At 46.2% G+C, this 12,200-nt stretch carries 14 protein-coding genes; 9 read left to right on the top strand and 5 right to left on the bottom strand.

Translation table 11 applies throughout. The features are described from left to right. Nucleotides 1–71 precede the first annotated feature (71 nt). Nucleotides 72–275: a hypothetical protein gene (locus EGM68_RS20305; protein WP_013372797.1), complete on the bottom strand. Its 204-nt coding sequence runs from the start codon at nucleotides 273–275 to the stop codon at nucleotides 72–74. A 187-nt stretch (nucleotides 276–462) separates the two neighbouring features. Here EGM68_RS20305 and EGM68_RS20300 point away from each other — a divergent pair, with 187 nt between their 5' ends. The 3 genes from EGM68_RS20300 to EGM68_RS20290 all read left to right on the top strand — a co-directional run bounded on the left by EGM68_RS20300 (nucleotide 463) and on the right by EGM68_RS20290 (nucleotide 1,726). Beyond that, nucleotides 463–825, top strand: coding sequence for a hypothetical protein (locus EGM68_RS20300; protein WP_040102982.1), 363 nt, complete (start codon nucleotides 463–465; stop codon nucleotides 823–825). A gap of 23 nt (nucleotides 826–848) precedes the next feature. Continuing rightward, on the top strand, nucleotides 849–989 hold the full coding sequence (locus tag EGM68_RS26235; RefSeq protein ID WP_230493740.1) for a hypothetical protein: 141 nt from the start codon (nucleotides 849–851) through the stop codon (nucleotides 987–989). A gap of 71 nt (nucleotides 990–1,060) precedes the next feature. Continuing rightward, nucleotides 1,061–1,726 (top strand): hypothetical protein, encoded by a 666-nt coding sequence (locus tag EGM68_RS20290; RefSeq protein ID WP_129549904.1) that lies wholly within the window; start codon nucleotides 1,061–1,063, stop codon nucleotides 1,724–1,726. Between the two features lie 115 nt (nucleotides 1,727–1,841). Here the strand turns inward: EGM68_RS20290 and EGM68_RS20285 are convergent, their stop codons facing one another. Beyond that, entirely contained in the window at nucleotides 1,842–3,422 is a 1,581-nt protein-coding gene (locus EGM68_RS20285; RefSeq protein WP_013372793.1) for an esterase/lipase family protein, read from the bottom strand. A gap of 194 nt (nucleotides 3,423–3,616) precedes the next feature. Here EGM68_RS20285 and EGM68_RS20280 point away from each other — a divergent pair, with 194 nt between their 5' ends. After that, a complete protein-coding gene (locus EGM68_RS20280) occupies nucleotides 3,617–4,600 on the top strand; it encodes a YhcN/YlaJ family sporulation lipoprotein (protein ID WP_058830468.1) in 984 nt (327 codons plus the stop codon). A 95-nt stretch (nucleotides 4,601–4,695) separates the two neighbouring features. On the opposite strand, the gene nagA is transcribed toward EGM68_RS20280, so the two are convergent. Genes nagA through EGM68_RS20265 form a run of 3 tightly spaced genes read right to left on the bottom strand, consistent with a single transcriptional unit; the run spans nucleotide 4,696 to nucleotide 7,516 of the window. Beyond that, nucleotides 4,696–5,922, bottom strand: coding sequence for an N-acetylglucosamine-6-phosphate deacetylase (gene nagA, locus EGM68_RS20275; protein ID WP_129549903.1), 1,227 nt, complete (start codon nucleotides 5,920–5,922; stop codon nucleotides 4,696–4,698). After that, nucleotides 5,919–6,647 carry a glucosamine-6-phosphate deaminase gene (gene nagB, locus EGM68_RS20270; protein WP_129549902.1) on the bottom strand — a complete coding sequence of 243 codons (729 nt, stop codon included), beginning with the start codon at nucleotides 6,645–6,647 and terminating at the stop codon, nucleotides 5,919–5,921. The genes nagA and nagB overlap by 4 nt, the downstream gene beginning before the upstream one ends. Nucleotides 6,648–6,649: 2 nt before the next feature. After that, the gene (locus EGM68_RS20265; protein ID WP_058712477.1) at nucleotides 6,650–7,516 is read right to left on the bottom strand and encodes a MurR/RpiR family transcriptional regulator; all 867 of its coding nucleotides are present in this window, start codon (nucleotides 7,514–7,516) and stop codon (nucleotides 6,650–6,652) included. 363 nt (nucleotides 7,517–7,879) lie between these two features. Here EGM68_RS20265 and EGM68_RS20260 point away from each other — a divergent pair, with 363 nt between their 5' ends. From EGM68_RS20260 to EGM68_RS20240, 5 genes are all read left to right on the top strand, one after another. Continuing rightward, nucleotides 7,880–8,158, top strand: coding sequence for an acyl carrier protein (locus EGM68_RS20260; protein WP_013372788.1), 279 nt, complete (start codon nucleotides 7,880–7,882; stop codon nucleotides 8,156–8,158). Nucleotides 8,159–8,204: 46 nt separating this feature from the next. Beyond that, on the top strand, nucleotides 8,205–9,398 hold the full coding sequence (locus EGM68_RS20255) for a radical SAM/SPASM domain-containing protein (protein ID WP_013372787.1): 1,194 nt from the start codon (nucleotides 8,205–8,207) through the stop codon (nucleotides 9,396–9,398). Nucleotides 9,399–9,465: 67 nt separating this feature from the next. Further along, nucleotides 9,466–10,842, top strand: coding sequence for a preATP grasp domain-containing protein (locus EGM68_RS20250; RefSeq protein WP_040102988.1), 1,377 nt, complete (start codon nucleotides 9,466–9,468; stop codon nucleotides 10,840–10,842). A 17-nt stretch (nucleotides 10,843–10,859) separates the two neighbouring features. Continuing rightward, on the top strand, nucleotides 10,860–11,105 hold the full coding sequence (locus tag EGM68_RS20245) for an acyl carrier protein (protein WP_040102989.1): 246 nt from the start codon (nucleotides 10,860–10,862) through the stop codon (nucleotides 11,103–11,105). Further along, nucleotides 11,098–12,174 (top strand): hypothetical protein, encoded by a 1,077-nt coding sequence (locus EGM68_RS20240; protein ID WP_206099035.1) that lies wholly within the window; start codon nucleotides 11,098–11,100, stop codon nucleotides 12,172–12,174. Before EGM68_RS20245 ends, EGM68_RS20240 begins: the two co-directional genes overlap by 8 nt. The last annotated feature ends 26 nt before the right edge of the window (nucleotides 12,175–12,200 follow it).

Raw genomic sequence — 12,200 nt, 5'->3', positions numbered from 1 at the left:
TTACATTTATAATAGCTGAACAAAGAGGCTCCAACGGCGAATAATCGTCGTGTGGAGCTTCTTTGTGTTCGTTATTCATCAGGCTTGCTGCTTTTGGAAGAAGGGCTGTTATTGTCGTTTAAATCTTGGATGACCTGAATCAGCTCATGAAGTGAGAGATCCAGCTTATCCAACTTTTCCTCCATCGTGTGCAGGATGTGCCGCAATAAAATAAAACAAAGTCCAGCCGGAAAGCCTACGTTGGTAACCAAAGAAAGAGCATCATCCATCTGCAATGTATTTCCCTCCTTTTTAGCCATATATAAAGGAAGGTAAATTAAAAGAACCATATACAACTGATTGTAAAAATAGTATAATAAATAAGAACAAGTGTTCTGTTTTGGTTGTAAAATAGAATTGCAAATTACCCTATAATATGAGGATTTAGAAAAAGTCAAATCCAAAGAGAAAGGGTGATTTATATTGGAAAAATCTCAGCTAACATTGGTCGAACAATACCGAAAGAAGTTGTACCGCATTGCTTGGAGAATCCAGTATCGTGCTCGGGTACAAACCAATCATGAATTTGTAATGGAAAAGAACGAAACTGTCATCGCTCCATCTTTTACAGAATCTGCAAACTCCAATATGTACACACTACAGCTTATCAACTCTCTATCTTCTGAGATCGGAAAAATGATCATCTTTGACCTTTACATACTAGACAAAACCGAAGCACAGATTGCAAAAGAGTTAAAGCTATCCCAACAGGCGGTGAATAAATGGAAAAAGAAAATGCTCAAAGAGTTATTTCGGATGCTGAGTTCGTCCAATGGCTCAAATTAGCACAAAGTGGGGATCAGGAGGCCATGAGCAGGATACTGTATTTGTTCGAGGAAGACATTCAGAGGACGAGTCGGTATATACGTATGTCCCGTGAAGATGCTGTTCAAAGTATCGTGGTTGATTTTATTGAAGAACTACGTCAAGAGCTGAAGACAGAGATATAGAAAAAGTGGACAATGGATGTAGCCTTGTCTATCCTTATCGGTAGGTTTAACTTATGTGACGGAGGGCTTATATGTTTATGAGTGATAGCAGGGCTTTATTCGAAAAAAATATGAAGTTGTATCCAGTTAATAGTATTCGCTCCAATGTTATCATTCTTGTTTTATTGCTGTTAGATCTGTTTTTGACTATTCCCTTAATAGGAAATCCCTACATTGCAGTTTATGTTTATGTGCTGATGCCACCGATTGTTCTGATTAATATTTGGGCGCTTGTACTGGTCATAATGCCACGCAAATTGCAGTTGAATTATGTTTTATTCCGTGGTGTATTTGGTTTGGTATGCTCTATTGGCTTCATGATTATGACACAAAAGTTTGCTTATGGTATGTTGGGTCTGGATACTCCATGGTATTTTATAAGTTCTTTTGCCGCTTATGGAATCGCCTTGTACTGCTATATCAAATATCATCTGGCGAAATTCAAAAATCCTTCAAATTATAAGAAAGAACCAAAAGTGAAGAAAAAACACAAGCGAGAAGCTGTAGTAACAATGACCACATTTACCGGGGCTGGTTATTTGATAGCCAATCTTTCCCTCGGATTTGCTACACAACAATTCGTTGCTACAGTATTGATGTGTGTATACTCCATGCTTGCATTTGTTCTTTTTCATTTTATTATGGAGCTGCACCGCTATTATTGGCTTCATAAACTGAAGAATCAGACAACGGATTGAACACAATACATGGATTACACTGTAATTTCTCTATAAAAGATGTTTGGAATAATAAATAAGCCTGCGAACGCCTACACTATGATAGGTGTTTGCAGGCTTTTTAGGTTGTATTTATTTAGTCAACATACTTGTTGCCGTCAGCGTCAATATAAATGGATTGAACTGCTGTACGGCGGTAAGGATATCCTGCTGCTGTGGTGCCGTTAATTTCATAGGTTACGGAATAGATGCCTGGCTTGTCCGCTTTGGAAAGCTCAATTTGCCCAGTAGGAGTAACGGTTTTTTGCTGCAATGTCAGACCTTTGAACGCTGTAGTCATTCCTTGTTGCGGATCACCATAGTATTGAACTTGGTAAGTGACTTGTGTAACGCTGGTTGGGGAATCCTGGGACTTCAGATTTAGTCTCGGGCCCACTGCATTTAGATTGTATTTGAGCTCAGGGACCTGAGCGGCATGATAGCGTGCAATCAGGAGATATGCACCATGATCAGGAATTACGGCGTTCAACTTATAGATGCCTGGTTGGGGATTGGTAACTACTGCACTATGATGCCAGGCACCAGCAAAGATTTCTTCATCACGACCTGCTTTCACATTAAGCAATTCGCTAGTACCGTCAGGTTTGGTCAGCTCAAGCTGACTTACACGTTTATCGCTGATCCAGTCCAGATCAATGGATTGGACACCATTTTCAACCGTGAGGGTTTCGGAGGCTTTTCCATTATAATCGCCGCCTCGAATAAAATATGAATTATCGATCTCGTTATAGGTGGATTGTACAGCAGAAGCAGTCAGGGAAGACGCTGCTGAAAATGCCTCAGTTTCCTGATTCAATGCTGGAGTGTTCGCTTGGAGGTAAGGTAGGATCAGGGAAAAGACGTAAGAACCGGTACGAACCTTGGCATGATCCCAGGAACCGATTTTAACTACACGTCCGCCGGGAAGCTTAGCATTGTCGACTGTGACCACTCCATCATTTTTGCCGAAGGATGAGAGATACATTCCACCCAGTATGTAGGAAGCAGTGCCGCCAGACCAGTTATCACCTGCAAACGTGAAGAATGGAATTGTAGTCGCGTTACTGAGTGCATCCGTTTTGGTTCGGAAATACTTCATATAAGATGTTTGTAACGTAGAGGTGCCGGGATTTTGTGAGCCGACGATATCTGCCAGCCATCCGGCCCAGCTGCTGTAGGCGAGATCTGCAAGTTGTGAACCATGATGGGGACTGCTGAGGGTGATGACACGTTGTACATAAGGAGCTGCTCCGTTATACACGAGAGCGGTTTGAGTATCCACTCCACCTTTGCTGTGGGCGATGATGATGAGTTTTTTTCCGAAATGATTACTAATGACTTTGATTTTGTCGGCTAGAAGCTTGCCATTGTCCCACATATCTTGGGATGTGCCATTCGCATCGTACAAATTAATGGTGGCCGTCTGGTACCCAGCGTCACGTGCTTGCTGAAGCATATCATTATTATTCTTGGTCCACACTTCGGCGCTACTGTTCAAACCATGTACAAACAATAGTGCGGGTTTGGTAGGATCAACGCGATTAGGTGGTGGGCCTTCTGTCCAGCTTCCGGCGGGAGCTTTCGGTGCTTCAGGTGTAGTGGAGCCTGCAAAAGCACCGGCGGGGATAAGAGTGACGGATAACAAAAAAATGAGCATCAAAACGGTGAGCTTCTTCAAACTGTAAATCCTCCTTTTTGTAAAATTAAGTATTTCAAACTTATTATACATGCCATCTTGTGGTAAATCATCAATTCTATTTCATATTTACATTAAAATTTTATTTTTTCAGTCATTTTTTAGTCAGGATATCCCTAAGATTGATGGCGCATGCTAATCTCGTCACACATTTTATATGTATGGAGGATGAGTTCATGCCAGGAACTAAAAAAGTCATCAGTTTTACGATTTCAGCTGCTTTACTTGCCAGCATGGCTGCTTTAACCGGGTGTGGAAATGCTGATCATAACGTTCGTACGAACAGTACACGCTATAACGCGCAAAGCACACAGCATATGGATGGTGTGAACCGTTATGGTTTAGATGGTGTAAACCGTATGGATGGTGTGAATCGTTATGGGGTTAAATCCAACGGTATGGACGGGATGTCATTGAATGAAAATGGCAACAGAACCGGACATCCAATCCGTAATCTGCAAGTCGATCGCAACTTGTCCAAACGTATATCCGAGATGCCGGATGTAAAGTCTGCGACAGTATTGGTTGGTGAACGACATGCCTATGTAGCCGTTTCCTTGAAAGACCAAGCTAACGGAACGGGTGTCGGTGCTCCAAGCATTGACGGTACTCCGAGTGCTAATAATACTGGGCGTAACGGGAATGTACCGAGTGTGAATGGCGTTAATGGCACCAGAGGAAACCGAACTACAGGTACTACAACGCCTGGAATGACAGACAATGGAGTTACCGGGAATGGAACACCTGCACGTCGTGATGACGGTTTGTTCGGTACGATGGGTACAGGCTCGTACGGTATGTTGCGTGGCTTAACGGACAACAACAATCGCACAGATAACGGCAACAACACCATCGAGGGAGCAAGAACTGCATATGAACCAACTGATGCAGTCAAGAGCCGTATTGCTAACAAGATTAAGCAATTTGCACCTTCCATTGAACAGGTGCATGTATCGGCTAACCCGGACTTTGTTAGACAAACCTCTGACTTTACACGCAGTGTACAAAATGGTCATCCGATCAGAGGCTTGAGCAATGAAATGGTGGATGTGATTGAACGTGTATTCCCGACTTCGGCGGCTGATACAAACCGTCCAATGGAAAATACAACACCAACACGTCCACAAAATAATACGCCCGCACCGATGAATCATCGCTAATTCAAACCCTTAATTGAGAATATCCCAAAAAGAGCTATCCCATCTCGGCGAGTTACGCTGATGGAATAGCTCTTTCTTTTGCGGGGATTATATAACTATAACGATTTGCGCACTCCTTTAATCCATACACCTTGCAGATTTAAGTCGGCATTCAGCAACAAGACGTCTGCTTGTTTACCTGCTTCAAGTGAACCTGTTCGATCAGCTATGTTCAGGGATCGAGCTGGATTCAGGCTAGCCATTTGTGATGCCTCGGGGATACTCAAGCCTACATGTTGAACTAGATAACGGAAGCCCTCAATCATCGTTAGTGTGCTTCCTGCCAAAGTGACGCCATCCTCCAGTCGTGCAACACCGTCCTGTACAATCACTGGCAAATCACCGAGTTTATAATGACCATCTTCCAGCCCGGTGGCTGACATGGCATCGGTGATGAGGATGAGATTATGGTCCTGCTTTAACTTGGCAAGCAGGGAAATAGCAGCAGGATGCACATGAATGCCATCTGCGATGATTTCTGCTTCAATGCGCGGATCAGCGAGTACGGCTCCCGCAGCTCCTGGCTTGCGGTGATGCAGTGGAGTCATGGCATTAAAGGTGTGAACGGCATGGTTCAGGCCCGACGATGCTGCCTGTTCAACCTCTTCATACGTAGCATCCGTATGACCGAGTGCCGCAGTAATGCCGTGGCTACGCAGCCATGCGATGAGTTCAAGGGCACCATTTTGTTCAGGCGCAAGTGTGACCTGGCGAACAAGGCCCGGATAGCGCTGCTCCCATTCTGCCATCCAAGCGAGGTTCGGAGGCACGATATGTTCCGGGTTTTGTGCTCCTGCCCAGTTCGGACTAATGAAAGGTCCTTCCAGATGCACCCCCTCCAACTGCGCATGGGGCATGGGATATGCCATGTATGTGTGAACTTCTTTTAATACCCGTTCAATTCGTTCCTTGGGCGCGGTCATAGTAGTAGCCAGCATAGCCGTCGTTCCTTGCGAACTGTGAAAAGAGGTGATTGCATCCAGCACCCTCGGATCAGAGTCCATAAAGTCCTCACCGTTACCGCCGTGAACATGAATATCAATAAAGCCTGGCAGCAGGTACCCCTCCTCCTGACGAACAACATTCGCCGCTTGTGTGGCAACTTCTTCAGGATTGCCTAAGACCAATGAGGTCCAGTCCACGGGCATATCCTCCTCTGAACCAGCGTATACAATGGATTGCCCCTCAATGATGACAACTCCGTTGGGAATGATGTCATTCCCAACGACGACTTGACCATACAATAGCTGCGGTATGTTACCGTTCATTTCATCTGACTTCATTTGAGCCATCCTCCTGCTTCCTGATCCAGTAAAATAAGCACGTTGGGGTGACATTGCAGCAGGGAAGCCGGACACTCTGTTGTGACGGGTCCAGTTAAAGCCTGCCTTATAATGTCGGCCTTCTCTGCGCCAAAGGCCACCAGCATAATTTGCTTCGCCTTAAGAATGGTGCCAACCCCCATCGTCACTGCTTGTCTGGGCACTGCATTGATATCGCCAAAAAATCGGGCGTTCGCTGAGCGCGTTCTTTCTTTCAAATCTACAACATGTGTGGCTCCGGTCAAGCTGTGACCGGGTTCGTTAAAGCCGATATGGCCGTTATGACCAATGCCAAGCAATTGGAGATCCACAGGTCCATGATCCAGAATGGCCTGCTCGTGCGCTGCACATTCTGCTGTGAGATTTAGGGCATTCCCGTTAGGGACGCGTGTATGAGATATGGGAATGTCGATATGCTGAAACAAGTGCTCATTCATAAAGCTTCGGTAGCTCTGCGGATGTTCTGGGGAGAGACCAACATATTCATCAAGATTCACGGAGTAGGCGCGAGCAAAGCTCACCTGTCCCTTGCAGTACATATCCGCAAGATGTCGGTAAATGCCAATCGGCGTACTACCGGTGGCCAAGCCCAGCATAGCTTGTGGTTTGGACAGCAGCAAGCTGGCGATCACAGTGGCAGCAGTAGCGTTCAGGTTTTCACGGCTGTTCAAAATGCGAATGTTCATCTTTAGTGCCCCCCTGGTTGTTTTTTAAGCTTACTCACTTGTTGATATGAACCTTCCAATCTCGGAATATATTTGTCAAAATTCGCGCTCACCATACCTGTAAACAGGATATCTATAATATGAAGCTGGGCGATGCGGGAGGCCATGTCTCCACGTCGCATTCCTTCCTCCAATGAGGAGGAAAATAGCGCAATATCCGCAAGGCTTGCCAGCGTATTGTTTCCGAAGGAGGTCAGGGATAAAGTTTTGGCACCCTGTTCCTTTGCACAGCGTAGAGCCGCAATGGTCTCCTGGGTTTCTCCTGAATAAGAGACGGCAAAGGCCACATCCTCCGCTCCGAGCGAGGAGGCAGAGGTAATCTGCATGTGAGAATCTGCGAAGGCAGTGCTATTCTTGCCAATACGGATCAGCTTCTGGTAAAAATCCTGTGCCACAATCGAGGATGTTGCCATCCCATAGAGATCAATACGGCTTGTGGCTGACAGCCATGCAATGGCCTGCTCCAGCTTGCCCAAATCCAGCAACCGGGTGGTGTCTGCAATGGAGGCCGTATGGTTTGCCTGAATAGCCTGCACGATACGGGAAAGTGAATTTCCAGCCACAATGTCCTGATAGGATTCTTCACCTGTAAGGTTGGAATGGGACAACTCGGCGGCCAGCTTCATTTTGAAATCGGGATACCCTTTAAAATGTAGTGATTTGCAAAACCGTGTAACGGTTGCAGCACTCACACCGCAACGCTCTGACAGTTCCCGAATACCCAGATGCAGCACATCCTCCGGGGCTTGCAGGATAGATTCCGCCAGCTTACGCTCTTGTACAGGCAACTGCTCCAGTCGATGGGATAATGTATGAAGAATGGGGGACATGAGCTGTGCTCCTTTAGCTATATAATGCTTTTGTGAAAAAAAGTATCATTTAATTAAATGAAATTAAGAAAAATATTTTCGTGTATATTGTAAAATAATTACGCACTTCATACAAGAGGGAAGAGGCTGATCACTTTCAAGTGTAGCTTCTATAAATGAATAATAAATGCAGAAAAATTTGTAGAAGTTATCATACATTAATTTACATTTTGCGACTTTTACTTACAAAACAACCTATTGACTTGTCTCTTCAATGGAGGAGTATAATTGAATATAGTTCCAATCAAGGAATTTTACTAGGAGCTTTTCAAAGGGCATCGTTGGACGGAAGAGTAGGATCTCATTCACAAGGAGGAGTTTGCTATGCAAAGCCAAGTGATTGAAATGATCAGCGCGGTCAAGGAGGATCCTGAATTGGTCGCTAAGCTGAATGGACATTCGGACATTATTCATGATGCGGGACTGGATTCATTGCAGTTGGTTCATTTCATGCTGCAAGTGGAGGATGCATTTGATGTGGAGATTGATTTTGATTCCTTTGAGTTGGAACATCTCCGTTCAGTAGATGCGTTTTGCAGTTACATTCAAGGAATTAGCGATGCGGAGCAAGTGTCGCACCCGGAAGGTATGGAGACAGTCTGAACGCAGGGTAGACTTTGCCTGAAAATCCATTAAACGAGGTGTTAGCATGCAGCCCAAAAGCAATGTGCTGATTGATGAGAAGGCTTTCAAGCTCATCAAGCGTAACCTGAAAAACGCTTCCGTGTCTTATCGTAACGCAACACAGGATCCGGCTTTCAAAACGGACATGCCCCAGACGATCGGTATTAAGCTGACTAACCGTTGCAACTTAAGATGTACGCACTGCTTTGAATGGAACGAGGAAGGCTATCATCACCAAATGGATAAAGAAGAACAGAATATGGATCTTGCCCCGGATATGCTTCGGCAGATTTTGAGCGAAACGAAGGAAGTGAAGTCCAGACTGTACATGTGGGGTGGTGAACCGATGTTTCACCGGCGCTTTGATGAAATTTTGGACGTGCTGGCGGAAGATCGGCGTGAAATGACCTTTTGTACAAATGGACTACTCATTGATAAATATTTGGACCGGATTTTGGATTTGTCCGAAAATCTGGAGTTGTTAATAGCGATTGAGGGTTTTGAAAAAGAACACGATTTAATACGCGGTAAAGGCACCTTTCAGAAAACAATGCGGCAGATGGATAAGCTGATTGAACTTCGCGATCAGGGATTGTACAAGGGACGGGTAACTGTCCATGCGGTCATTAACGATAACATGATCGGACGGATGTACGAATTTCTGCAAATGCTGGAGGATAAGAGGCTGGATCTGGTGCTGCTAACGTTCCCCTGGTACATTTCCAAAGAAACCTCCTTTAAAATGGATGAATATTTTACACGTAATTTCTCCTGGCTCCGACAACTTGAAGAAAAAAATATTAGTAGCTGGCATGCTTTTAAATATAAAATCAACCCGGCTAACATCGACCCTCTGATGCAGGAATTACAGCGGATCAATGAGCGGGTATGGAACATTCGCGTGCGTTATCAGCCCGGCTTGGATTATGAGGAAATTGATAAATTTATACATGGCGAGGAAATGGTCAGCCGTTGTTCCAATCATTGTTTGGCGCTCACCTCCAGAACAGATATTTTACCAGACGGAAAGGTTATGCCTTGTAAATTTTTCAGTGAGTTCACGATTGGAAGTTTGCGTGAGCACAGTCTGAAGGAAATATGGAATTCGGATGCGTATGAAAAAACCCGTCAAAAGATTAATCATGAAGGATTGACGCCGGTGTGCTCCAAATGCAGTGTGCTGTATCTGCATGGGGCAGGCTCTCTGAAATACATTTAGTTTCCTATGAATCTCCTATGGAATATTGTTTGCTACTAGATGGAAGAGAGAGGGATGATGACAAGACGTGACGACTAAAACGATTAACCTTGTGGAAGCACTTGCTCATGAACGGGATCATGGGGTCCTGATTTGGCTGTTTAATATCGGCGCAGAGCAAGTGTGGCATCCATCCCCCCGGAAGGGGGGCATGGTAGACCGGGATGAACAGCAGGTCGTAAACCGGATGGAGGAAATGAATCTCCTGCTATGCCGAAGTCAGGATGTCATTGTACTCCGTGAACAGCCGGATGAGGCATTTCTGGACATGCTTCAGCGGTTAGGTTTCAGCCTGCCGCGTATTGAGGTGCCAGAGCCTTCTGATCCGCTAACGCCGATTTCAGAGTTAGTACTGGCGGATGACGCACTTTTGGCACGACTACGTGCGGTTGCGGATGCAGGCCATAGCAGCGGCGGAGCCAAAGCGTGGCTCGTACCCTATGCGGTCACACCGCAGGAGGAAGCGATTGCGGAGCGTTGTGGGCTGGAGTTGATCGGTGCTCCATCTGCGGTATGCGCCCAGGTGAATGATAAAATATTTAGCCGTCTGACCGCACAAAAGCTTGGTTTTGCTGTCAGCGAGGGCGCTGTATGTGCAGACGAAGCGGCAATTCGCAGAGAATGTGAGAGACTGGCTGGCTTATCGGACGAGCCTGTGAAGCTGATTATCAAGCAGCCACACGGGGCCTCGGGACAAGGTATGTATATGCTGGACGAGCTGTCCAAGCTGGACACGCTGCTGAGTGTGATGAGACGCTTTGGCGGTTCGTCATCGTCTTCTGGCGGCTGGCTGGTGGAGCGCTGGCACAATAAGCAAATGGATCTGAACTACCAGCTCTGCATTGACGAGGGCGGCGGTGTGACGATGTTTTCGCTAAAAAGGCAAAACGTAGACGGTACAGTCTATATCGGCTCCCAGGTTCCCGCTGATATTGGCGAGACGCTGGAGGAAGAAGTGAGACGATGTGCTTATCAGTTGGGAACGTATCTCTATTCCATCGGGTATACGGGAATGGCTTCCATTGACGGTTTTGTTGACGAAGATGGTTTGCTGATTCCGGTGATCGAGATTAATGGCAGATTTACCCTGTCTACTTACATCTCGTTCCTGTCCTCTGTCTTGGGAGAACGGCATAAGACCTTGTCCCGTTATTACCGCAACGTGACCGCTACACCTCTCACCTACAGCCGTTTGTGCGGGTTGCTGGCGGAGGAAGGCTTGCTCTATACACCCGAACGGCCTGAAGGGGTATTTGTTTATACGGCGGGTACCTTGTCTGGCATTCCTGTAAAGCGGGGCTATGTGAACCGGATTTTCACACTTATTTTGGCAGACAGTTGGCAGGAAGCGGATGCTTATGCACACAAATTGGAAGGTATCATTGCTGGATTAGGATGCTCATAAATAGGAGGAAATTGAGAATGAAAACAGACGTATACCATGTAGTACCTTTGCTGGAAAAGGTTTTGAAGCTGGCTCCCGGCGAGCTGGAACAGTTGACTTCGGATCAGGACCTGCGAACCTTGGGCCTGAATTCCTTATCCGCTGTTGAATTAATTGTTGAATTGGAAAATGAGCTTGATATTACGATGGAGGACGACGATTTGGTGCTGGAGCATTTATCTACACTGCAAGGCATTGAGCGTCTGCTGGGCAAATATGCATAAGGGCGCTGAACAGACAAGACCTATGCTGCAGTCCGATATGGTGACCCGTCATAATTCCATTGTTGATCATAGTGCAGAGGAAATCGCAAATGCTCTCCCAGGAAAGCATTGTGTATATTCTTCCCTGCGTACTTCATTGCAGAGGTATGGGGTGAACATGGCCGAAGCCGAGCTGTTCATGCTGTGTGGGAGTATGTGCGCGGAGTATGGTGGAGATTTGAAGCGCTTCGGACCGGAGAAATATCCGGAGCAGCTTCAAGAAATGGCCGCCAGTGGCGGACCGGTTATTCGAGTAGAACCGTGGGTCGAAGGAGTCAGCAATGAAACCGATCTGTTGCGGGTGCTCACATCTGGTTATGGTACGATGCTGCACACATCGAGCACCGCTTTAACCTATCACGATGTATATGTGAAAAATTACCCAAGGGGTCATGTGATTGAGTTGTACGGACTGGACTTGCAAGAACGGATGGTACAGGTGAATGATAGCTTCCTGCTCGATTCCTCGGGACAAGCGATGACTTATGTGGGCTCAGCCCGGCTCGACGACCTCATGCAGGGCATTATTGAGTATGCATGGCTGGTGGAGCAGCCTGTCCCGCTTTCGCCAAGGGAGATGCATGCTGCGTGTGCTTACCATATTCGTCAGTATGTGACGGGTGAAAAAGTTACAACAGACCAGCATGTCAAGCGGGGAGATGCGGGTTACCGGGCATTTGTCGGTGACTTCCATCTGTTAGAAGACATGGAGGATCAGGAGTTTCGGACGTTCTGCCATGAAATTTATTACAATCTGCGCTTGGGCAGCGCTCTTCATTTGGCGGATTATACAGCTGATTATTGCCTGCTGCATCAAGCTACGCTGGGGCCGCAAGCACAGCATATCATTGAATTGGCACAGGCGTTGTACGCGGATTGGCACAAGCTTAATCTGCATATTTACAAAACAGGACTCCAATTGCGCAAGCATCGGATGCCTGAGATTACAGAACGGGCTCTGCATTTGATTGAAAGACAGCGTCATATGCTGGAAGAACTGATGATTTTGACAGAGCAAGCAGCCGAGTAGTCAAAAGCCTTCAGTTGTATCAGACG

Origin of the sequence: Paenibacillus sp. M-152 (genome assembly GCF_003856555.1) — a bacterium.
In the GTDB taxonomy this organism is placed as follows: Bacteria; Bacillota; Bacilli; order Paenibacillales; family Paenibacillaceae; genus Paenibacillus; species Paenibacillus polymyxa_C.
This window is presented reverse-complemented; position numbering and strand designations above follow the sequence as displayed.